22 protein-coding genes are annotated in these 22751 nt (G+C 69.1%); 3 read left to right on the top strand and 19 right to left on the bottom strand.

The genetic code is table 11. The features are described from left to right. The first annotated feature begins 16 nt into the window (after positions 1-16). The gene (locus RZR99_RS15150) at positions 17-1072 is read left to right on the top strand and encodes an ABC transporter ATP-binding protein (RefSeq protein WP_323120592.1); all 1056 of its coding nucleotides are present in this window, start codon (positions 17-19) and stop codon (positions 1070-1072) included. Positions 1073-1140: 68 nt separating this feature from the next. On the opposite strand, the gene RZR99_RS15145 is transcribed toward RZR99_RS15150, so the two are convergent. From RZR99_RS15145 to RZR99_RS15080, 14 genes are all read right to left on the bottom strand, one after another. Further along, on the bottom strand, positions 1141-2523 hold the full coding sequence (locus RZR99_RS15145) for a Do family serine endopeptidase (protein ID WP_323120608.1): 1383 nt from the start codon (positions 2521-2523) through the stop codon (positions 1141-1143). Positions 2524-2675: 152 nt separating this feature from the next. Beyond that, the gene (locus tag RZR99_RS15140; RefSeq protein WP_323120591.1) at positions 2676-3008 is read right to left on the bottom strand and encodes a hypothetical protein; all 333 of its coding nucleotides are present in this window, start codon (positions 3006-3008) and stop codon (positions 2676-2678) included. Positions 3009-3036: 28 nt separating this feature from the next. Next, positions 3037-3795 carry a hypothetical protein gene (locus RZR99_RS15135; protein WP_323120590.1) on the bottom strand — a complete coding sequence of 253 codons (759 nt, stop codon included), beginning with the start codon at positions 3793-3795 and terminating at the stop codon, positions 3037-3039. Between the two features lie 11 nt (positions 3796-3806). Continuing rightward, on the bottom strand, positions 3807-4685 hold the full coding sequence (locus RZR99_RS15130) for a peptidylprolyl isomerase (protein ID WP_323120589.1): 879 nt from the start codon (positions 4683-4685) through the stop codon (positions 3807-3809). A 72-nt stretch (positions 4686-4757) separates the two neighbouring features. Then, positions 4758-5192, bottom strand: coding sequence for a hypothetical protein (locus RZR99_RS15125; protein ID WP_323120588.1), 435 nt, complete (start codon positions 5190-5192; stop codon positions 4758-4760). Continuing rightward, positions 5189-5728 (bottom strand): type III secretion system chaperone family protein, encoded by a 540-nt coding sequence (locus tag RZR99_RS15120; protein WP_323120587.1) that lies wholly within the window; start codon positions 5726-5728, stop codon positions 5189-5191. Before RZR99_RS15120 ends, RZR99_RS15125 begins: the two co-directional genes overlap by 4 nt. A 63-nt stretch (positions 5729-5791) precedes the next feature. Beyond that, on the bottom strand, positions 5792-6469 hold the full coding sequence (locus tag RZR99_RS15115; RefSeq protein WP_323120586.1) for a hypothetical protein: 678 nt from the start codon (positions 6467-6469) through the stop codon (positions 5792-5794). Positions 6470-6480: 11 nt separating this feature from the next. Then, positions 6481-8190 carry a putative porin gene (locus tag RZR99_RS15110; RefSeq protein WP_407655454.1) on the bottom strand — a complete coding sequence of 570 codons (1710 nt, stop codon included), beginning with the start codon at positions 8188-8190 and terminating at the stop codon, positions 6481-6483. A 193-nt stretch (positions 8191-8383) separates the two neighbouring features. Beyond that, the gene (locus tag RZR99_RS15105) at positions 8384-9085 is read right to left on the bottom strand and encodes a TonB family protein (RefSeq protein ID WP_323120584.1); all 702 of its coding nucleotides are present in this window, start codon (positions 9083-9085) and stop codon (positions 8384-8386) included. 9 nt (positions 9086-9094) lie between these two features. Beyond that, a complete protein-coding gene (locus RZR99_RS15100) occupies positions 9095-9505 on the bottom strand; it encodes an ExbD/TolR family protein (RefSeq protein WP_323120583.1) in 411 nt (136 codons plus the stop codon). Between the two features lie 20 nt (positions 9506-9525). Further along, a complete protein-coding gene (locus RZR99_RS15095) occupies positions 9526-11295 on the bottom strand; it encodes a DUF2341 domain-containing protein (protein ID WP_323120607.1) in 1770 nt (589 codons plus the stop codon). Positions 11296-11383: 88 nt separating this feature from the next. Next, a complete protein-coding gene (locus tag RZR99_RS15090) occupies positions 11384-13015 on the bottom strand; it encodes a ShlB/FhaC/HecB family hemolysin secretion/activation protein (protein ID WP_323120582.1) in 1632 nt (543 codons plus the stop codon). Between the two features lie 157 nt (positions 13016-13172). Continuing rightward, positions 13173-13775, bottom strand: a complete 603-nt coding sequence (gene cysC, locus RZR99_RS15085) for an adenylyl-sulfate kinase (RefSeq protein ID WP_323120581.1) — start codon at positions 13773-13775, stop codon at positions 13173-13175. 134 nt (positions 13776-13909) lie between these two features. Further along, positions 13910-15064, bottom strand: coding sequence for a TIGR03032 family protein (locus RZR99_RS15080; protein ID WP_323120580.1), 1155 nt, complete (start codon positions 15062-15064; stop codon positions 13910-13912). 420 nt (positions 15065-15484) lie between these two features. Here RZR99_RS15080 and gspK point away from each other — a divergent pair, with 420 nt between their 5' ends. Beyond that, entirely contained in the window at positions 15485-16489 is a 1005-nt protein-coding gene (gspK, locus tag RZR99_RS15075) for a type II secretion system minor pseudopilin GspK (RefSeq protein WP_323120579.1), read from the top strand. A gap of 462 nt (positions 16490-16951) precedes the next feature. Here gspK and RZR99_RS15070 read toward each other — a convergent pair whose 3' ends face one another. Then, positions 16952-18508 (bottom strand): type II toxin-antitoxin system Phd/YefM family antitoxin, encoded by a 1557-nt coding sequence (locus RZR99_RS15070; protein WP_323120578.1) that lies wholly within the window; start codon positions 18506-18508, stop codon positions 16952-16954. Between the two features lie 260 nt (positions 18509-18768). Between RZR99_RS15070 and RZR99_RS15065 the strand changes: the two genes are divergently transcribed. Then, positions 18769-19632 carry a hypothetical protein gene (locus tag RZR99_RS15065; protein WP_323120577.1) on the top strand — a complete coding sequence of 288 codons (864 nt, stop codon included), beginning with the start codon at positions 18769-18771 and terminating at the stop codon, positions 19630-19632. Between the two features lie 35 nt (positions 19633-19667). Here the strand turns inward: RZR99_RS15065 and RZR99_RS15060 are convergent, their stop codons facing one another. From RZR99_RS15060 to RZR99_RS15045, 4 genes are all read right to left on the bottom strand, one after another. Beyond that, entirely contained in the window at positions 19668-20015 is a 348-nt protein-coding gene (locus RZR99_RS15060; protein WP_323120576.1) for a DUF4880 domain-containing protein, read from the bottom strand. 160 nt (positions 20016-20175) lie between these two features. After that, a complete protein-coding gene (locus RZR99_RS15055) occupies positions 20176-21174 on the bottom strand; it encodes a FecR family protein (RefSeq protein ID WP_323120575.1) in 999 nt (332 codons plus the stop codon). A gap of 11 nt (positions 21175-21185) precedes the next feature. Further along, a complete protein-coding gene (locus RZR99_RS15050; RefSeq protein WP_323120574.1) occupies positions 21186-21734 on the bottom strand; it encodes an RNA polymerase sigma factor in 549 nt (182 codons plus the stop codon). A gap of 5 nt (positions 21735-21739) precedes the next feature. Beyond that, complete coding sequence (locus tag RZR99_RS15045) at positions 21740-22486, bottom strand: TonB C-terminal domain-containing protein (RefSeq protein ID WP_323120573.1); 747 nt, start codon at positions 22484-22486, stop codon at positions 21740-21742. Positions 22487-22751: the final 265 nt, after the last annotated feature.

The raw sequence follows: 22751 nt of genomic DNA, 5'->3' as shown, positions 1-22751 counted from the left end.
CATTCCGGTCCTTCCCATGAGCGAACTTCGCATCCACGGCATCCACAAATCGTTCGACGGCCACGTCGTGCTGCGCGACGTCGACCTGACCGTGCGGCGCGGTTCGCTGCTCGCGCTGCTCGGCCCGTCCGGCAGCGGCAAGACCACCCTGCTGCGCATCCTGTGCGGCTTCGAGCGCGCGGAGCAGGGCACCGTCGACATCGACGGCCGCTGCGTCGCGGGCCCCGACCTGCACGTGCCGCCCGAGGCGCGGCGGATCGGCTACGTGCCGCAGGAAGGCGCGCTGTTCCCGCATCTGTCGGTGGCCGACAACATCGCGTTCGGGCTGCCGCACGCGCAACGCCGCGCGCATCACCGGGTCGCCGAACTGCTGGAGATGGTGGGCCTGCCGGCCGCCTTCGCGGAGCGCGCGCCGCAGCAGCTGTCGGGCGGCCAGCAGCAGCGCATCGCGCTGGCGCGCGCGCTCGCGCCGGCGCCGTCGCTCGTGATTCTCGACGAACCGTTTTCGTCGCTCGATACGTCGCTGCGCCTGGAAACGCGCGCGGCCGTCGTGGACGCGCTCGCCGCCGCGAACGCCACCGCGGTGCTCGTCACGCACGATCAGCCGGAAGCGCTGTCGCTCGGCGACGAAGTCGCGGTGCTGTGGCAGGGCAGACTGCTGCAGACCGCGCGCCCCGAAACCCTGTACCGGCAGCCGGTCACGCGCGAGCTGGCGTCGTTCGTCGGCGACGCGGTCCTCTTGCCCGGCGTCGCGCAGCACGGCCATATCGTCTGCGCGCTCGGCCGCCTGCCGCTCCATGTGCCGCTGCACGACGGTCCCGCCGAAGCGATGCTGCGGCCCGAACAGATCCGCATGCAGCCGGCCCGCGCGCCGCGCGACGCGCACGCGCAATGGCACGACGCGATCGTCCTCGATACCTCGTTCTGCGGGCAGGATGCCGCCGTGCGCCTGCAGCTCGCGCATCTGCCGGACACGATGGTGAGCGCCCGCGTGCCGGGCTACCGCTGCCCGAGCGCCGGGGAGCAGGTCGCGCTCGCGGTGGACGGCGACGTGATGGCGTACGCCCGCTAGCGGGCGGACGAGCTGACCGGGGCCGGCGCCGAACGCGATGCGCGTCGCCGTTCGCCGGTCCGCGCGTCTCAGCCGGCGTCGAGCGGCAAGTACAGCTGCGCCGCGCCGCGCTGAACCAGCAGCGCGACCCGGCCGCGCGCGTCGCGGATCTTGTCCGTGAGCGCGTCGATCGTCGTCACCTGGGTTTCGTTGACCGCCAGCACGACGTCGCCCGCCTTCAGTCCCACGCGTGCCGCGCGGCCGCTGACCTGCTCGATCACGAGGCCGTGATCGACGCCCAGGCGGCGCTGCTCCGGCAGCGTCAGCGGCCGCACCGTCACGCCGAGGGCCGCCGGCGCGCCGGCCTGCGGCGCGGTGCCGCCGACACTGTCGAGCGCGCCGACCGTCACCGCCACATCGCTCGCCCGGCCGGCGCGCGACACCAGCAGATCCGCCGGCCGGCCGGGCCGGATTCTCGCGACCGTGCGGAACAGATCCACGGAATCCGTCACCGGGGCGCCGTTCACCGCCAGCACCACATCGCCGGGCTGCAATCCCGCCTGCGCGGCCGGGCTGCCCGGCTCGACGGTGCTGATCAGCGCGCCGTCCGGCTTCGCGAGCCCGAACGAGCGGGCGAGCGCCTGGCTCACTTCCTGGGCCGCCACGCCCAGCCGTCCGCGCGTGACCTTGCCGGTGCGGATCAACTGGTCTTTCACGTCGAGCGCGACGTCGATCGGGATCGCGAACGACAGCCCCTGATAGCCGCCCGTCTTCGAATAGATCATCGAGTTGATCGCGATCACGCGGCCGTCGAGATCGAACAGCGGGCCGCCGGAGTTGCCGGGATTGATCGGCACGTCGGTCTGGATGAACGGGATGTACGTCTCGCCCGGCAGCGAGCGCGACTTCGCGCTGACGATGCCCTGCGTGACGGTGTTGGCGAAGCCGTACGGCGAACCGATCGCCATGACCCAGTCGCCCACCTCGACGCGCCCCGGATCCCCGGGCATGACGGACGGCAGGTTCTGCGCGTCGATCTTGATGACCGCGACGTCGGACAGCGCATCGGCGCCGATCACCCGGCCCTTGTACTCGCGCTTGTCGGTCAGTTTCACGTCGACCGTGGTGGCGTCGTCGACGATATGCCGGTTCGTCAGGATCACGCCGTCCGCGCTCACGAGGACGCCCGACCCGAGGCTCACCTCTTCGCGATTGCCGATGACGCGCCGCGCGAGGAACGGCGCCAGCGGATTGCCCGGCGCGATGCCGGGCGGAAGCTCGATGCCCATCTGCGTGATTTCGCGCGTCACGCTGATGTTGACCACCGCCGGGCCAAGGCGTTTGACGAGCGCGGCGAAGTTCGGCAGCGCAAGGGCCGCCGCGCGCGGCGGCGCATCCTGCGCGTGCGCGAACGACGCGCTGGCGGCGCCGATCAGCGCCGCCACGCTCCACCCGGCGATCCGCCGCGTCATCGATCCCACGTTGCCCGCTCCTCTGTGATCCCTTTCGCGCTTCGCTGCGTCCACGCCGCCCACGGCCCGCCGCGCGGCCGGATTGCGCGGCCGGATTGCGCGGCCCGTGGACGCCCTGCGCTCCGCTCCGCTTGCGACGCCGCCGCACCGCTTCACTTCGGCGGCGCGGGCCGCTGCGGCGTCGCCGATTTGCCCCAGTTCGATCCGAACCGGTTGCGCTCGGCCGAGAAGTTGAACGTGCCGAGCCGATTCGAAGGCTGCTTCGCGAGCGCCTCGGCCGCCGTCTGCGACGCCGCCGCGCCCGGCTCCACCTTCGGCGCGAGTTGTCCGCTCAGGCAGTCGTACGAGAGCGTCCGCACGCCGTCGACCTCCGTCTCCACGCACACCGGCTTGGCAGGGGGCGGGGCGCCGCCTTGCGCATGGGCGGCGCCCGCTCCCAACATGCCCGCGCAGCAGGCCAGCGCCGCGAACCGTCTCATCGCCATGTCCTCGCTCCTTCGGCTTGTCCGCGCGTCACGCGCGCCGTCCCCCCGGATCGCGCGCGAGAAACCGGTCGAACGCGCGCGTCTCGGCAGGCCCCACCCCCGATGCCGGCAAGTCGACGATCCGGTCGATATGCTCGATCCGTTCCCAGCGCACGATGTCCGCGCCGGTCGGGAACGGCGTATGCACCGGATCGCGATACTGCAACCTGAAGAACCCGGCACGCGGCCCGCCCGGGCGCCACAGATCGGCGCCGGTGCGCACCCGTCCGTCGAACCAGAACCGCAGCCAGACCGTCGTTTCGCCCTTCCGGTGCGTCGCGATGAAGCCGGCAAGCACGAGCAGCACGTAGGGCAGATCCCGCTGGTCGAGCGCCGCGCACGACCACAGGTTCATCACGTCGGCGTAGTCGATCAGACAGGTGAACCGCTCGATCGTCAGCGCCGGGGCGTGGTGCCGGGCAATCTGGAAATGCCGCTTCCAGTTGCGGAAGAACTGCGCGCGCTGGTCGGCGGCGACAAGCGGATCGGGACGCGTCGCGCCGATCGCGAATTCCGGCGGCTGATAGCTCGCCGTACTGAGCGGACAGCGCGCGGCGTCGGCTTCCCGTCGATGCATGAAATAGCGATGGCCGCGCCGCTGATGCGGCGTCGGCACCAGCTCGCCCAGACACAGCGGGCAGCAGGGCGACGCGGGCAAGCCGTTCGGCGCGATGCCGCTCCCGACGGCGTAGGCTTCGACATAGCGTTCGTCGAGCGGATGCAGATCGAGTTCTTGACCGTCGTGCATGGCGAAATAGGTTATCGGGCGTTGTCGAACGCCTTGCGCAGCGCGTTCTCGTCGATCGGCGCATCGGCTTCGAGCTTCGTCAGATACGCCTGGGCGTTTTGCTGCGCGCGCTGCTCGCGCAGCGCAGCGCGGATCCGCTCCTTCACGTCCGCGATCGGCAGCGCACCCGCCGCGCGCACGTCGAGCAGCTTCATCACGTGAAACCCGGCCGGCAATTCGACCGGCGCCGATACCTGGCCCGGCTTCAAGTCGTCCGCCGCCTGACGAATCGCAGGCAACAGGTCGGTCTCGGGCACATAGCCCATGTCGCCGCCTCGCGCCGCGCTCGCGGCGTCCTGCGACCGTGCTCCGGCCAGCGCGGCGAAATCGCCGCCTCGCGCCTGTCTCGCGAGATCGGCGGCCTGCTTGCGGATCCGGTCGACGGCAGCCGTATCGGCGCCGGACGGCTTGGTCAGATAAATCTGCGCGAGATGCAGCGCGCGCGGCACGGCGAACGCCGCGCGATTGCGATCGTACGTCGCCTGAATCTCCGCATCCGGCGGATAGTCGGCGGCCGGCGCCGCGACCGACCCGAGGTAGCTGCGCACGATGATGTCGCGCTGCGCCTGGTCGAGCGCCGCCTTGACCTGCGGCTGCCTGTCCCAGCCCTTCGCCTTCGCTTCGGCGAGCGCGGCCTTCTGCGCGAGCGTCGCCCGCACCAGGCGGTCGGCGGCGGCCGGATCGGCCGACAGCCGCGCCCGGGTGTCCGCGTTCAGCGATCCGGCCAGCGCCTCGATCTCCGCGCTCGTGACCGTCGCCTGAGCGGTGCGCGCGATCACGTCGCCCTGCGCCGCCGCGACGAGCGGCACGCTCAACAGCACGCCGCTCGCCCATGTGATCCATGTTTTCACTGTCTCTCCTGTCCGGACGCCGAACGCACGATCGGGCGCGACCCGCCCGACCCGCGAGCATCCCGTCATGGGTTACAACCGGGCCGCCAGACTCAGCCGCACGACGACCGGCTGGCGCATGCCGCGCGGCGGCGGCGCGCCGATCCGCTGGCCCAGCAGCAGCGCGCGAAGATCCGCATCCGCCGCGTCGCTGCCGAGCGGCGCGAATTCGACCCGCGTGATCTGCCCCTGCGCGTTCACCCAGGTCTTGACACTCAATATCGGCGGCACGGCCGCGCCCTGCGCCTCGGACGCCGCGCGCTGCTCGAAGAACGCATGGAAACGCTGCGCCGCCTCGCCGGACCCTTCGAGCGAATCCTGAAAGCGCTGCGACACGCGCTGCGCGTAAGCGACCCACGCCTGCGGCGCTTCGTCGGCCGCGACGGCCTCCGGCTTCGCCCACAGACCGCCGCTCGCGAGCGCGCACAGCGCCGCGCCTAACGCTCCAACGCGGCGCGCGAGCCTCATTGCGCGGCTCCCGGCGCAAGCGCCTCCCGCGCGGGATCGTCGCCGGCGGCCACCGCTTCTTCCGCCGCCATCGCCGGCCGGTTGCGCAGGTGCAGCAGCAGTTCCTGGATCAGCCGGTCCCATAGCTCGGTCATCGAGCGCAGATGACGTTCGCTGACGCCGCCCGCCGCCACCACGTCCATCTCCAGCACGAGGAACGCCCCGTGGCTCGCGAGCCGCGCGAAGCGCTTCGTGCGGTTCCAGCTCGGCACCAGATCGGCCGGCAGATCGCCCTGCACCTGCAGCGTGCAACTGAGCGTGTAGTCGAGATAGGCGGCGGCCGGCGCCGAGGCCTGCGGCAGCGCGTTCCCGCCGCGCACCGCGAAGCCGATACCCTGGCTCGCGCTCATCAGCTGCGACGCGCCGTTCTGCTCGACGACCGTCACCCGATAGCCCGCGCTCCTGAAAATATCGGCGAGCTGGTCGAGACTCACCGCCTCGATCAGCACGATGTCCGCCGGTTCGGCGCCCTGGGTATGCGTTTCGTTGTTCGTCACGTTCGTGTTCTCCCGTTCAATCGGTATGTCGCGAGTCGTTCATGGAGGCTGCGCGTCGCGGCCTCATCGGGCGGCCGGCGCGGCGGACGCCGCGGCTGCGGGCGCGGCGGTCCGCGCTGCCGGGTCGTACTTGCCGGCATACAGCTGATCCCCGTAGCGTTGCGCAATGCCGTCGTACCGCACCCGCGCGCCCTGCGCGAACGGCTGCTTCGACGCCAGCACGGTGCCGATCCCGACGTGCTCGTACGCATCGAGAATGTCGTGGCCCACCTGATACAGCTGCGCATTCTTCTCCTGGCAGGTCTGCAGCTGGGTGTCGCGCTGCCTGAGCGCCGCCTGCGCCTGGCTCTGTTCCGTATCCCGCGCGCGCGACGCCGCCTGCAGTGCCTCGTACGAAGCCCGGTATTTCGCCAGCTGCCGCGCATCCTCGGCATGGCTCGCCTTCTCCGCCGACAGCGCGCGCTCGGCCGACGCCTGCGCGCCGGATTGACCCTGTGCGGCATCGCGCTTCGCCTGCGCCGCCTTCAGGTCGCCGAGGGCCTTGTCGCGCTGCTGCTCGGCCGCCGCCTTGTCCGCCTGCAACTGCGCCTGGCCGTCCTGCAGCTGGCGCAACGCCTGGGTAGTCGAGCGCAACTGGCTGCGCAGCTTGTCCTCGATGCTTTGCGCGTTCGTCGCGCCGCTCACGCACAGCAGGCCGGCCAGCAAACCGCATGCGCTCGCGTTCAGGTGACGTATCTTCATCGTCGGTTCTCTTAGAAGCGCGCGTTGAGTTCGAGCTGCAACACGTCGATCGACACGGGCGGGCCGTACACTTCCTTCGCGCTCAGGTAGCGCGCCGACAGCCACGTGTCGCGGGCCACCGCGTACGCGGCGCTCAGGATGTAGCCGCGCGCATTGGTGCCGCCCAGATGGAAATCGGGATCGTTGAATGCGTCGAGCGTGGCGTCCGGCTGCAGGTACTTGTAGGCGACCGCGAAATTCCATTGCCCCTTGGCGGACGGGTCCGGCTCGCCGATCGTCGCCTTCACCATGAAGCCGTTCGGTCCGCTGCGATAGTCCGCGCGCGTCGTGTTGATCGACGTCGACTCGTAGTTGTTGACCGGCGGCGTGGCCGCGTTGAAGGCCTTGTTCTCGTTGTACGCCAGGTTCCGCACGAATTCGCCGTCGAGCCGCAGCTTCACGCGGTCCGCCACCACCGTATCCCAGCGCGCCTTGAGGTCGAGCAGCCGGTAGTTGTACGCGAGCCCGAAGTACTGCGGTTCGGGCGTCATGCCCGGCGCGAGATTCGGGTTCTGCACGATGTTGCGCAGCGCGATCAGCGTATTGCCGCCTTGCATGAACGCCGGCGCTTCGTTGTCGGTGCTGCAGTTCGTCGCGCCGAGGTAAAGCGCGCAAGGCGACGATTGCGTGCCGCGCATGTTCTGGAAGTCGTAGTACGCGATCGCGCCGGTCACCCGGTTCCGCGGGTTGATCTTCCATTCGGCGCCGACCTGGCCGCCGAACATCCATTTCGTATCGCCGCCGACCTTGTTGATGCTGTTCCCCGGAAAGTTCTCGCTCGTGTACTGGATCGGGAACACGCCGAGCGTGCCGAACAGCGTCACGTCCGGATTGGCCGGCAGCGCGCGGCGGAAGCTGGCGGCGAGGCCGTCCATCTCCAGGTCGTTGGAGAACAGCAGGTCCGACGTGAAGAACGGGTTGTCGAAGCGGCCGGCCGTCACGTTCAGCCACGCGGTGGGCTGGTACGAGAAGTACGCCTTGTTCAGCCAGATGTTGCGCTTCGCGAAGCCGCCGCCCGCGGTCGCGGTGGTCGACACCGGGCCGTTGTCGTTGCCGCTCGCGAGCTGCACGCCCGCCTTGAACTCGTCGGACAGGATCGCCGTCACGCCGATCCGGGCGCGATAGCGCTCCAGGTTGTTGCGGTTCTGCGTCGTGTTCTGGGTCGGTATCTGCGTGTTGTTGGTGTTGCTGTTGATGTCGAACGGGCTGCCCGAGTTGATCGCCGAGAAGTTCGTCACGTTGTTCGCGTTGCGGCTTCCGTAGAAGTGGAACTCGTCGCGCACCCGCAGATCGCCGTCGATCTTGATCCGCGAGATCCAGTCGGGGAACGTGTTGGGCTGCGCCCAGTTCTCGGCTTTCGCCTGCGCGACCACTTCCTGCTTGACCTGATCGCGGATCTGGTCGCGTACCACCTGCGGCACGTACGGCACCGCGACGTCGCCCGGCTGGGTCGGCGCGTTCACGACCGCCGCCGCGCTGCGCGACGCCGTCCGCGCGGCCTTCGCCTGCGCCGCCTCGGTCTGGGCCTGCGCGATCAGGTCGTGCGCGTTCTGCTGGGTCAGCACGCCGCGCTTCACGAGCAGGTTGATCAGGTTGATCACCGTGCTCTCGGTCGGCGCGGCCGCGCCGGCCGCCGCCTGCGTCTCGAGCGACTGCGCCTGCGCGCCGCCCGCGCCCGTCATCCCCAGCGCGAAGGCCGCCGCGGCGATGCCCGAGCGCCGCAGCGACGTTCGCATCCGGTTGCCGCCGTCCATCCGTCCCATCGTGTTCCCAATCATCCCGACTCTCCGCAAGACTGCTGTTCTTTTTCCGGCACCGTCCGTGTGCCGGACCTGCCCCTGAATGCCTGACGCGCGGCCTCGCGGCCCGTGCCCCCTATCCACCGGATTTGCGCCCCTGCAGCTTCACCAGCTTCGGATAGACGCTCGACGCCGGCGGCGGCTCGTCGACCTTGCCAAGCGCTTCGACCGCCGCGATCACGGCCTCGTCGAGCCGCGCATCGCCGGTCGACTGCACGACCGTCACCTTCGTGATCCGCCCCGACGGCTCCATCCACAGATTCAGGCTGCCCGTGAAGCGCGCGCCGCCCGCGTCCTGCACCCGCTTGTCCCGCTCGATCGCCTGCTGCAGCGTGTAGCCGAGGTACTGCGCATAGCTCGCGTTGCCGAAGCCGCCCCCGCCCGTGCCGCTGCCCGCCATGCCCGTGCCGTCGCCCGCGCCGATCGCGAAGTTGTCCGTGCCCGCCTGCGCGGGCGCGTTCATCGTCATCTGCTTCGGCTGGTTGTCCATCGGCTTCGGCGTCTCGGACGGCTTCGGCGCGACCGTGGGCTTGTCGACCGGCGTCTTCACCTCTTCCTTCACTTTTTCGGGCGGCGGCTTGTCCTTCGGCGGCGGAGGCGGCGGCGGCAGCGGGATGACGGTCGTCACCTGCGGCGCGCTCGCGCGCTTCACCCCGGCCGTATCGCTCGCGAAATGCCAGATCAGCGCCGCGACGCCCGCCAGCACGAGCGCGAGCACGACCGGCTTGATGAAGCGTCGCGGGCCGTTGCCGGGGCCGCCGCTATAGGTCATTTCCATGGCGCGTCCCTAGCTGCCCTGCTTCGCCTTGCCCGTCACGAGTCCCACCTGGGACAGGTCGAGGCGGCGCAACAGGTCCAGCACGTCCATCACCCGCTGGTACTGCACGCCCGCATCGCCCTTGAGCACGATCGGGAAATCCGGGCTAGTCGCCTTCTCGGTGCGCAGCCGGCTCTCCAGCTCGTCCATCGTCACCGGGTAGGCGTCGAGAAAGATCTGTCCGGAGTCGGCCACCGTGATCGCCTTGGTCTTCGGCTTGGCGAGGCTCGTCGACGAACTCGCCTTCGGCAGATCCACCTTGATGCCCTGCACCGAGGCGGTCGTCATGATGATGAAAATGATCAGCAGCACGTACGCCAGATCCAGCATCGGCGTGATGTTGATGTCGTCGTACGGCTTGTCGTCGTCTTGAACTTGCATCGCGCGTCTCCCTGTGCCGGTCAGTCCGCCGCGAGGGCGTGATCCGGATTGCGATGCGCTTCCGCGAGGCGCGTGACGAACTCGTCGACGAACACCTGCATGTTCGCCGTCACGTTCTTGTTGCGGATCAGCAGATAGTTGTAGCCGAACAGCGCGGGAATCGCGACGAACAGGCCGGTGACGGTCGCGAGCAGCGCCGCCGCGATACCCGGCGCGATCGCGTTCACGTTCACGTCGCCCGCCGCGGCGATCGCCGCGAAGGTGATCATCACGCCCACCACCGTGCCGAGGAGGCCGAGAAACGGTCCGCCGGAAATCGCGATCGTCAGCAGCACCATCGATTTCGACAGACGCTGGTTCTCGCGGACCAGCGTCGCGTCCATCGACGCGCGGATCGCCTCGATCGATTCCGTCGTGATCACGGTGCGGCCGTTGTCGTCGACGCGGCTATGAATCTCGTCGACGCCCGCCTTGTAGAGGCGATACAGCGACGACTGCCCGAGGCGCCGCCCTTCGTCCGACTGGCGATCGACGTGCGCGAGCCCGACGAGATGCCTGCCCGCCACTTCGCGAAAGCGCTGGACGAAGTAGTTGTTCGCTTTGTCCACCACGCCGACGTAGCTCGCCTTGTTCCACATCACGACCCAGGAAATCGCGGCCATCACGAGCAGGATCCCGATGACCACCCACGCATCGACCGTGACCGACTGGACGATCACGCCGAAGTACCCGAAGCCGAAGCCGGACTGCTTCTCGTCGGTGCCGTACGCGACGAGCTTCGATTCCGAACCCTGCGACAGCGCATCGAACGCGATCAAGGGCTCGGCGCGCGCGACCCGGGACAACCGCAGTTCGTCCAGCGCGCCGTTGAAGCCGCCGAAGCCTGCCGGCGCGCCCGCCGCATCCCCGCCCACCGCGGCCGCGCTCGTCAGCACCGGCAGCGCGCCGGCGACCTGGGCGACCTGCTTGCCGTTCGCGTAGACCGTGAGATTCCGGCCGTCCGCCGTCACGGCGAGATAGGTCCACTGGTTCGCCGCGACCGGCTGCGCGGCCGGCGTGCGCACCGGCGCGGCGCCGCCGTCGATCTCCGCGAAGGGCACGCCGTTGTCGAGCCCGATCAGCAGCGCGGCCGCGCCGTCGCGACGGCTGTACAGCAACGCGTTCGGCGCGAGCGCGCCGGGCTTGACCCAGGCGCTGAACGTGAAGCTGCCGCCCGCGGCGACATTCAGCGACGGGCTGGCCGGCAGATTCAGCGCGGCCGTGCCGTCGAACCGCAGCGCCTTGCCGACGACGCCGTCCTCGACCAGCCGCGCGGGCGCATTCTGCGCGTTGTTGCCGTACGCGGTCGCATCCTGCGGCGGCGAACCCGCCGCGCCGTTGAAGTGATAGACGAGCGTGTAGTCGGCATCGAACGTCTGCGCGGGCTTGCCGCCGTCCGGCGCCTTCTTGTTGCCGTAGTACATCCAGATGTTCTGCGCCGCGCCCGCCTGAAGCTGCGGAACGTCGACCCAGATCAGCGCGACGCCGAGCACCGCGTCGTACTGATCGATGTGGTAGTTGAGCGGCGTCTTGTCGTCGGCCGCGACGAAACGAAGATCCGCGCCGCTGTCCTGCAGGCCGTCGAACTGGAAATTGCCCGAGTGCAGCCGGATCAGCAGCGGCACGCGCCCCACCGGCTGGGTCAGGTTCGCGCCCTTGGGGCTCGCATCGAGCGTGATCGACTTGCGGTACGACCAGTCGTTCTGCCACCACGCGTTGGCGACGCCGGGCGCGAGACCCAGCAGGACCATCAACAGGAGAAACCAAGCTCGATTCACAATCCACTCCCCGAATGAACCAGGCCGTATGGCGGCGGCCGGTACCGCATTCATAGAAAAATCAGAATCCCAATCGCACGTAGAAATCGAAGCGCGGGCTGTATTGCTTCGTGTAGACCCCCGCCTTCATCGGCCAGCCGGCCTCGAAATCGACGCTCGCGTACTTGAACACCTGGAGCCGCGTCCCGAACCCCGCGCTCAGCAGGTTGAAGCTGGACGTCTGCTCCGGCAGCGGGCTCAGCAGCCACAGGTGCGCCGCGTCGACGAACACGTGGAAGCGCCATTCGTTGATGCCGGCGCCCAGGTACTTCGCGATCGACGGGCTGCGCAGCTCCAGCGAACCGATCACGCCGCTGTCGGCGGTGTTCTCCGCCTGCATGTAGCCGCGCACGCTGTTCATGCCGCCTGCCGAGAACTGCTCGCTCGACACCAGCGGCGAGTTCGACAGCTGAGCGGTGACGTGCGCATTGGCCTGGATGTCGCGGTCGAAGCGCTGCGTGTGGTTGACGTCGAACTTGCCGTACAGGAAATCGGGCGTGGCCTTGTAGCGCTTGTTGTCCCACGCGCCCCAGTCGCTGCCGATGCCGCGGATGTTGGTCGTGAGCGAGGCGGAGAACGAGGTCTGCGACTCCTTGAGGCTCAGCTGCGAGTTGTAGGCGACCGTAACCGGCGCGTACGTCAGCGGCGCGGTCGACGTCTGGCTGCCGAAGCCCACGTTCTCGTCGTAATGCTTGCGGTCGATCTCGATGCTGATCGATTGCGCGTAGGTGTCGGACGACGGAATCGTGTAGATCGCCGTGAAGCCGAAACTGGTGCCCTTGCCGAGCACGTTGGTGCCGCCGAGCGACGCGACGTTGCTGTCCGAATGGATGACGGTGGCGAGGAAGCTCCAACGCGAATCCTTCAGCGGCGCGAGATACGAGAACGAGTACACGCGGGCATCGTTGGGATGCTGCGGCGCGATCAGGTAAGTGCCCGAGATCACGTGCCCGAGCTGCCAGAGATTCGAATAGCTGAGCGTCGCGCTGGTACGCAGCAGCGACGTGCCGGGGCTGTTGTCGTTGTTGACGTCGAGCGTGCCGTGCAGCGGACTGTGATCGTCGACCTTCAGGTCGACGTCCACCGTCTGCGGAAGCGCGCCCGGCTTCAGCACGGGAATCACCTGGCGATCCGCGGAGCGGTTCAGATCGGTCAACTGCTGCTGGGCCTGCGTGAAATCCGGCACGCCGCCTTCGGCCAGCGCCGGCACCGCATCCCGGATGTTCTGCGGCGAGTTGTACTTCGCGCCTTCCACGCGCAGGCGCCCCACCCTCGCTTCGAGCACCTGCAGCACGATCACGCCGTTCTTCACCTGCTGTTGCGGCAGATCGACGACGACCGACTGATACCCTTTCTCCTGATACACCTTCTGCAACGCATCCCGCGCCGCGTTGACATCGTCGAGCGTGCGGCCCGGCCCTTCGAACGGGTACACCGCCTTCTCGATGTCGAGACTCTGCAGCGTGGTGTTGCCGCGCACGATGAATTCGTTGATATCGAAGCTGCGCGGCGCGCTCGCGGCGGCGGGCGCGGCCTCCTGCGCGCGCGCGCCGGCGGCGAGACTCAGTCCGCCCACCAGCAACACGCAAGCCCAGCCCTGCCGCCTTCCTTGTTTCCATCGCTCGTGCAGTTCCCCGTCTACTCTCGGCGGCATGCGCCCTTCCCCCTGGTTGTCGAAATCATGCCGCGGCGTGCCGCCGGAGCCCGATTCCGAGCGCGATGCCTACGCATCATCGATGTCATTGTCGTGACAAATAATTCGCAATCCGAATCTATCGGCGCGGACCCGGCATGCCGGATATTCTTTCGCGCTAGGCGCGGCGTCGCAGCGCCGGAACCGCCTCTCGCGCGCCGAACTGCTGCGCGGCGTACCGCGTCAGCCGGTCGACGCACTGTTCGATCGTGTGGTGCTCCGTATCGACCATCAACTGCGCGCTCGACGGCGTTTCATACGGGGCGGAGACCCCGGTGAAATCCGGCAGCTCGCCGCGCCGGGCACGCTTGTACAACCCCTTCGGATCGCGCGCCTCGCACACTTCGCCCGACGCCTTCACATACACTTCCCTGAAGTACCCGCCGGCAATCTCGCGCGCCAGCCCGCGCATCGCCGCGGTCGGCGAAATCAGCGCGACGATCGCGAGCAGCCCCGTCTCCGCGATCATCGTCGCCATCTCCGCCGTGCGCCGCACGTTCTCGCGGCGATCGCGATCGGAAAATCCCAGATCGCGGCTGAGCGTTGCCCGCAGACGATCGCCGTCGAGCACCACCGCGCGCGTCGCGTCCCGGTTCAGCACGTCGGCGAGCGCATCGGCCAGCGTCGATTTGCCCGCGCCGGGCAACCCGGTCAGCCACAGCACGCCGCCGCCCGATCCCGCCACCGCGTCGCGCCAGCCGGCCACCCGTTGTATTGCCATGTCCTTCTCCACGCACGTCATCCTGCTCGATACCGGTCCGTCGATCTCCGCGCAATCGCGGCGCTCATCCGTTATGACGAAACGAACCGTCGAATACCGCAACGCGACGACGACGACGTCGCGTCGCGAGCCGCTCACCGCACCGGCTCGTCGGCCTCTCTCGGCCGCGTTTGCCAGAAGCCGCCCTTCACGGTGACGATCGACGGCGTTCCGCTCCACTCGGCCGGACTCAGGATCTCCGCGCGCAGCAGATTCGGCATGACCTGCACGTCGAACACTTCCTCGACGCCGTTGTAGAACTGCAGGATGCCGAGTACGTCGCCGCTCGCGGCATCGAGGGCGGCCACGCCGGCCACCAGTTCCTCCGCCTCCTGCTCGATCGGCAACCCCTGCGGTCCGCGCTTGCTGCGCAGCTTCGACAGACCGACGAACAGCACGCCGCCGTATTCGGCGAGACCGTGCGGGAACCCCGGCAGCTTCGCGATCACGCGCTTGTCGCCCGAGACCGGATCGATGCGCAGCACCTGCCCGCGTCCGCCTTCGAGCACATACAGGCCGCCGCCGATCACGCGCGGCGAATGCGGCATCGACAGACCCGACGCGACGATCCGTCCGGACGGCACTTCCATCACGATGCCGTCGGTCGCCATCCCCTTGCGCCAGCCGAACGGCGTGTTGGTCGCTCCCAGCGCCGTCGCGTAGCGCACCTTGCCGTCGTGGAATGCCATGCCGTTCAGATGGCAGCGGTCGTCGGGGCCGAACTCGGTCACGAAGGGCGGCTGCCAGATCGGCGTGAAGTTGAAGTAGCCGTCGATCACGGAGATGCACGAATAGCGGGTGTTCACCGCCAGCACCACCTGCTTGTCGAACGCCATGTCGTGCAGGTCGAGATCGCCCGTGTAGTGCGACGTGCGCGGCACGAAGATCGCATCGTAGTAGTCGGGCCGCAGCGGGTAGAGCGGCGCGAGGTTCGACACGTTGGCGAAGATCATCAGCTCGTGGATCGTCGCGACCGCGAGCCGGTTGCCGCTGACGGCCAGCCCCATCGAGCGGGGCAGCAGGCACGCCGACAGCGTCGGCACGCCGTTTTCCACGCCGAGCAGCGCGACGCCCGACGGGCGGCGGCTCAGCGCGAGCGAACACTTGAGCGAGGCGAGCACGTCGAGAAAGCGGCCGGTGTCGCGCAAGCTGATCAGCGGCGACTCGCTCCCGTCCTGCGCGGCATCCGCCTCCGGCGCATTGCGCTGCGGCGCGGACGTCGCCGCGCGCTCCCTACCCTGATCCACCATGCACCCCTCGGACGATCCGTCCGATCCCCCCGCGCTCCAACGACACACGGCATGGCCACGTTCTTCGGGACAGATGGCTTCCGCCGGTGGCACGCCGGAGGACAACTTCTGCTTGGAGAAAAGCGGCACCCTTCAGGGGCTCGAACGTTCTTGTGAAAAAGGCGCCGCGCGAAATCCGGAACATGCCGTCGCGCGGCCGCGAAAGCGGATCGCGGCGGATTCGTCAACGATTCCGGTTCGATCCAGCTTTCCGTGCATCGTAGCGACAACCCGTGTCATTTTTTTGCAAAATGTTACGCAACACTTTGCCAGCGCAATGTGTCATCGAAAGCGCCGTTTCAGGCTCTATCATGCGGCTTCGGAAATGCGTCGGAACGCGCGTTGCGGGTGCAACCGGACCGGCGTCATCACGGAGGAGCGATGCAGCGGAAGAGTCGAGGCCGGGCAAGCGGGGCGAAACGGGAACGGGGCATCGCGATCGTCACCGTGCTGCTCGTGGTGGCGCTCGCGGCCGCGCTGGCGGCGAGCGTCGTATGGCGCCAGCGGGTGGCCGTGCGCGATGTCGAGAACCAGCGTCTCGCCGTGGAGACGATGTGGGTGGAGCGCGCCGCGGTCGAGTGGGCGCGCGTCACGCTGCGCTCGCAGGCGGCGACTTCCAACGTCACGTTCGAAGGGCAGCCGTGGTCGGCGCCGATCGCCGACGCGCCGTTGTCGACGCTGCTGCCCGGCGACATGCTCGCGGTCAACAGCGAACTGGCGAATGCGTCGATCTCGGGCCGCGTGGAGGATGCGCAGGCGCGTTTCAACCTGACGAACCTCGTGTCGCGCCCGGGCCCTTCTCAGCCCTGGCAGATCAACGGCGACGGCGTGCTGGCCTATCGCCGCCTGCTGAGCCGCCTGTCGCTCGACCCCGCGCTCGCGAAAGTCACCGCCGCCTACATGCTGCGTTCGCTGAGCGACGGCCGCGGCGCGGCCGACTGGCCCATGCAACTCGTCTCGCCGGCCGATCTCGCGCGCATTCCCGGCTACGACGCGGCCGTCGCGGGAACGCTCGCGCCGTTCGTCACGGTCCTGCCCGATCTGACGACCGTCAACGCGAACACCGCGGCCGAGCCGGTGCTGGCCGCCGCGATCCCGGATCTGTCGGAAAGCCAGGCACGCAGGCTGGTCGACCGGCGCGCCACCGCGTACTTCGTTGGCACCGGCGACATCGCGACCGTCCTGAGCCCGCCCCTGACCGGCGCGACGCTGCCGCCCGGCTCGCTGGTCGGCGTCACGAGCGCCTATTTCATCGTGCACTGCCGGATTCATTCCGCGCGGCTCGACACGCGGATCGATACGCTGATCGCCCGCTACGGTATCGGCAATTTCACGTGGACGAGCGTGATCTGGGTGCACCGGCTCGCGGGGGGCGCCGATGTCTAGCAGGTTCTTGAAAAACCCGGGAGCCGGCAGGTGCTTCCGTGGGGCGTCTACCCCTTGCCGAAGTCGTGCGAGCCACTTGCGGCGCGTTTTATGAGGTCGGCGATTTTCAGTCGCAGCCCTTTTTGCCGAAGCATTCCAACAGCCTGCCGGCGTCTGTTCACACGGATAACGGGCCGGCGAACGAGCGTTGCCGCATGGCATGCGAGGCGGCAGGCATCCCGTTCGGGCGAGCGAACCGCCTCCAAGGGCCTCCCCTGCGGGGACCGGCGGACGATCGACGCCGCAATCCGCCCGGCCACGCTCGTTCCCTCGAGGTAAGAATGGCGTTCATGGCGTCGACCGCCGGAAGGTCCGCCGATCGACGCGCCCTGCGCCTTCTCATGCCCGGTTCTTCCGGCGGTCGGCGCAGGACCGCCGCTAGCGCGGACCAGCGCCCGACTCGCTCACGCCGGCAGCCGACGCCTACCGCACGATCTCATAGCGCTCCGCCCGATGCCCGCCGCCGTACTCGGCGCCGATGCGGCTCAACGCGCGGTCGCGATGCTCGTCCCGCATCCGGTTCCAGTCCTCGACGGAAATCAGGAACGCGATCGCCTGGCCGTACTTGGTCACCATGACCGGCGACGCGGCCGCGTCGCGCAACGCTTTCGACGGGTTGCTGCTGAAATCGCGGGTCGCCATCGTGACCGCGCGCTGTTCGGCGAGCGGCCGGTCGCCGGCATCGCCGCCCGAGGCGTCGCACAGCATCGCATCGAGCGACGCGGCGCGCAGCGCGGCCTTCGCTTCGGGCGCGATGCGCAGCTCGCGCCGTTGCTTGCGCGCGCTGCGCGAATCGACATTGGTGCCGATGCTCGCCAACAACCGGCCCAGTTGCCCCGGCGTCAGATGATCGTAGCGGCGCCAGAACTCGCCGGGCACCGCGATCATCATGCCCGCATAGGTCGCGCGGACGCCCGTCGCGGCCTGCAGCGGCAGCCGCTCCCGCTCGCGCTCGTCGAGCGTCTGTCCGCTCGTCAGCGCGCTCGCGATCACGCTGAGCACGTTGTACGCCAGCGCCGCCACGCCGCAGGCGAGCGCGGCATCGCGTGGCGACGTCAACGCGGGCGCACCGCCATGAAACACCCGATCGAGCGGCACCGGCAGCGCGCGGCTCCAGGTTCGCCGCGCGAGATCCACCACGTCGGGCGCACCCAGGTGCGCGGCCGGCACGCTGGTCAGGAAGCGCTGTATCGCATCCCGGTCGCCGGCCGGCCGATCGAGATGCCACTCGATACGGCGAAACACGCACGACGAACCCAGTTCGTCCGAGATGCCGACCGACTGCTCGTAGACACGGCCGCCGTCGACACGGCCGCACTCGACGGGCGGCCCCAGCTCGCGCAGCGTCTGGCCGCCGCCGTGTTCCCGCGCGATGAACGCGCCGCCCCGGCGCGGCCACGCGGCGAGCAGCGCGCGCGTGTCGAGGTGCCGGTCGACGATCCACAGTTCGCCCTGCTGGACCGCCTCCAGCAGCGCCCCCGGCATCGCGAACGCGCGCGCGGGGCCGGACTCGACGGGCAGCAGGTCGACAATCAATGCGAAATCGGGATCGTAGACCACCAGCGGGCCATCGCGCAGCACCGCGTCGAGCGCATCGCCGGGCCGCGCCGGCGCGCGCGCGCCGCTCTCCACCACCCGCAGCCGATAGCCCTTCACCGTCGCCGGACGATCGGCCAGCATCGACCGCACGAGCGGAATCAGGCGACGCGCGCTGTCGTGCGCCAGCACTCGGCCCGCGCCGGGAAACACCCGGCCGATCCAGTCGTGCAGCACCGGGACCGACACCGGCAATTCCGTCGCCTGGCGCCCGCCTTCGGGCCGGCGGGAACGCATCGCCACGCTCGACATCGCATCCACGATCGTCGAGAACAGCGCCTCCCTGACCTGCGGGCCGTTGCGTCCGTCGAACAGCACCGACAGCTCGTCGGCGCATTCCGCGTCCAGCGCGCCCTGCAGCGCCAGCCGCACCATGACAGTCATTGGACTGTGCTCGATAAAGCGTTCCATCACAGCACGTATCACAGTCTTGCCCCCTTCTGATTATCGGTTCCGGCGCCCGTCGGCCCTACGGCTGCTCCGCGTTCGCCATACCGTTCCCCCATCCCTGCTCATCTCGCCGGCGCGCGTCTCTCGGCGCGCGAGCGCGCTTGACGCGCGTTTTGCTACGACCCAGTATTGACCTCGATCCGCCACGGGGGTCGTCGCCCCGTCCATCCACCCCGCATTCCAGAGGCATTCGCATGTTCGTCGACCCGCGCGTCGCGCACGGCCGCGCGAAATTCGACCTCGACCGGTCCCCGCGCATGTTCGCCGACGAGCGGCGCGCGCTGATCGCGGACATTGTCACGAAGCGTCTTGCGGATTTCGCGGGCGTGCCGAACCGGCGCGGCCTGATGCGGCTGCTCGAACACCAGGTGGCGCCGCGGCTCGAACGACTCGGCCTCGAACCCTATGTCGGCGCGCTCGGCCAGCTGGAAGGATTGTTCGTCAATTTCTCGACGATGAGCGCCGAGCACGGGCTGCGCGAATTCCAGTTGCGCTTCACGGTTCACGACATGGTGCTGAAGAGCTTCGCGTCGAACACCATCCGCCCGCACGCGGTTGCGCGCTGCATGCAGCGCAACGGCGCGCCGACGCTCGCGGAGATCGAACGCGAAACCCGCATCGCCTTCGTGTTCGCCCGCGTGCTGCGTCCGCTCGCGCTCGCCGAGCAGTGGAAGCAGGTTGCGGTGCCCACGCCGAACGGGCTGTTCGTCGGCGAGCTGAGCCGCGGCGACGACGTCTGCCTCAATACCTACATCCGCCCCGCCGCGAGCGATCGCGCATCGCGCTGGCGCGCGTTCGCCGCGCTGTTCGAGACGATGCCGCACTGGACCGACGCCCAGCTCAGGGAAGGCAGTGAACTGCTGCAATGGATGATCAGCCATATTCAGGGTTTGCAAAAAGCCGCACCATTCGCCGGACGCTTTCCGTTTCTGCTCGAGCCCTATCGGCCCGTCGGCGATCCACTCGACGCCACCTGGGACGCCGCGCTCGCGGGCGCCCGGGCGGCCCCGGACGACGCAGGGTCGAATACGCGCCGACACCGCGAGCGTCCCTTGTAAACACCTAGTCGAATCGGGATCGTCTATCCCGCAGATTATTTTTGCCGCACGCGCGCCGCGCGGCCCTGCGGCCGCTCGCCGTCCCCGCCTTCGGCGCGCGCGCGCGCGCCGTCCCGGCGCCCGGCCGGCGCGGCGCGGGCGCCGGAACAGGCGCGCGGGTCGCCGTCGGCCAGCGTGCCCAGCATGTGCCAGATCCACGCAGCCTCGTGCGCCGCGCACGCGTGAGCGTCGCTGCACGCGCACCAGCGCCCGAAGGCCGACCAGTCGGCCGGCGTCGGATCGCCACGGCGCAGCCAGAGCAACCATCTGACCGCGTCGTCGTAAATGCCCTCGGAAATTATTTTTTTCATCTCGACCAACACGTTCGCCGCCGTCTTGCCCATGGTCGCGTGTCGTCGCGCACCCGCCTCGATGCGCGCCGTTCGCGGCCGCCACATCCGCGGACTCCGCGCCGCGGCAACCGTTCGGCCCGCTGGTCGCGAGCCTTGCCCTTACTCAGACGAAACGAATCGCCCTAACCCGCAAACCGTCGCGTCGCGCGGCTCAGCTGAGCACGACGATATTGCCCGGCAGCCGGGTGATGCGCGCGCCGTAGAGCTGCCCCAGCATATCGATCACATTGTTCAGCTTGGCGATCGGACATTGAGCCTGGACCCGGTTCTCGCCCAGCGACGCGTTGCGCAGGATCACCTTGCCGGGCCGATAGCGGTTGATCTCGTCGACGACCTGCGAGACCGGCACGCCGTTGAACACCAGCACCCCTCTGCGCCATGCGATCACGGCGCCCGGATCGACGCCGGCGACCGCGCGCACCTTGCGGTCGTCGTAGACGATCTGCTGCGACGCGAGCAGCGTCATCCGCCGCGCGGGATGCTCGACCTCGACCGAACCCGACAGGCAGGTCACGCACACCTCGTCGCCGATGCGCCGGACGTCGAATCGCGCGACGTTCGCCTGCAAGCGGCCCCGGCCCGCGATCACCGAGACCGGGCGGATCGGCTCGACGCGGCCGGCGGCGGGCGCCGCCGCGACGATCTCGGCCTCGCCGGCCACGAGTTCGACGCCCCGCGCCGCCCGGCTCGACGACAGGACGTTGAGCCGCGTCTGCGTGTTCAGCTCGACCACGACCCGCTCCGACAACGCGACGCGGCGCTGCTCGCCGATCCCGGTGCGATAGTCGGCCGCGAATTCGCCCAGCGCGGGCCACAGCTGCAGCGGCGGGCGCAACGCCAGCCACGATGCGCCCGCCGCGACCGCGAACCCGACGAACGCGCGCCGTCCGGGCCGCAGCGCGGCGGCCCGGACGGCGCCGCCGGTCCAGGCCCGGCCCGCGTCCCGCTCTTCCCGGGCAATTTCGCTGGCGGCCGTGCGCAGCGAACTCCATGTGTCGCGCAGCAGGTGCGCACCGCCCGGATGGTCGTCGCACCATCGCTGGAACGCGCGCACGTCGTCCGTGCAGGCTTTCTCCGAGCGCAAGCGCAGCAGCCAGGCGCGGGCCTGGTCCTGCTCTTCGCTTGCAGCCTCGAGGTTGGCTTTCGTCATCGGCAAGATCATCAAAATTTTCGCGGTCCGCTTCTCGAACCCGAGCAGGAGTCGCCGAACGCCTGCATGCGCTGCAGGCAGAACTTCATCGCCGCGCTCAGTTCGCTCTCGACGAGCCGCAGCGAAATACCGAAGCGTTCGGCGATTTCCCGGTTCAATTGTCCATCCACCCGCGCGGCGAGCAGGATCGCCCGGCGCCGGGGCGTCAGGTCGCGCAGGATGGTCTTGAGTGCCTCCACCTTGAGGCGGGCCGCGACGATACGCTCGGGATCGGCGAGTTCGTCGGGCCATTCGAGCAGCGTATCGACGTCGTCCTCGTGGGCATGACGCCGCTCGCTGCGGTGCTGATCGATCGCGACGTGATTCGCCATCCCCAGCAGATACGCATCGCCGTTCGCGACCGGCGACGCGACGTTGGCGGTTTCGAGACGCAGCCAGGTTTCGTGCAGCGCGTCCTTCGCGCGATCCTTCGAGCCCGTCACGTGCTCGAGCCGCCTGACCAGATACGCATAGTGCTCGGCCAGCATTTTCCTGAGCTGCGTGCGACTGTTCTCCGACATGGCCGCTAACCCCGTTCGTCCGCTTGCGGGCAATCGAGGTGCACGCCGGGGCCGACCGGGCGCAGCAGGATCGTGACCGGCTGAGGCAAGCCGGGCGGCGGCGCGGCATCGAGCCTCAGCGCGCGAAGCGCGCGCCGGATCGCCGCATCGCGCGACGCGAGGCCGGTCGATGCGACCACCTCGGCGGCCACCACCTTGCCGGCGCCGTCGATCCGCAATTGCGCGACGAGCCGGTAGCCGCCCGGACGCGCGCCCGGCAGCGCGCACAGCGCGTCGGTCAGGCGCGCCTGAAGCGTCGCGGCATAAGCCAGTTGCGCGCCGCCGTCGGCGAGCCCGTCGATCGGCAACGCGCCGCCGCTCGCGGTGTCCGCGCCCGAGGCGGGCGACCCCGCCGCCGAGGTGCGATCGGCGACGATCAGCGCCTCGTCGGGTCCGGTGAAGTCCGCGCGCAGCCCGGTGCCGGTCAGGATCTGCTGCAGCGCTTCGCGCGGCAGGCAGTCGCGTTCGATCGGCGCGCTGAAGCGTCCGTCGAGAAGCGGCGCGGGCGCGAGCACGACCAGTTCGGTCATTCGCGCCAGCGCCTGGAGCGCCTGCGCGAGCGGCTGCGCGGGAAGATCGAAATGCAGCGTGCCCGCCGATGCGCGGCTACCCCGTCCCGCATCCTGAGCCTGCGCGCTGCGCATGATCATTGCGCACAGCATCAGGCATGCGGTAAACGCCAAGACGCTGGCGGGTGCCCGTGAGCCAGTCATGAATAAGATGTCGGAAAGGAGGAGACGGCTTGCCGTCGGTGCGGCCCGGTGTATTGAATATCGATAACGAAACCGGACGTCGTATCGTAGGAATCAAAGATGAACAATGCGTGTCGGTCAGCTTACAAACTCATGGGCGGAACTGTATTCAAGCAAGATCATTGTTTCGCTTGGCGGCGACGAGAGGGACCGGCCGCCGGTGCTCGCGCCGCGCGGCGAACGCAGACGCGCGACGAGGTGACGGAGCGGCTATGCATGCGGTTTT

Origin of the sequence: Burkholderia alba (assembly GCF_034721475.1) — a bacterium.
GTDB classification, from domain to species: Bacteria; Pseudomonadota; Gammaproteobacteria; order Burkholderiales; family Burkholderiaceae; genus Burkholderia; species Burkholderia alba.
Note: the sequence above shows the minus strand (reverse complement) of the source record. Positions and strands in the feature narration are given on the sequence as shown.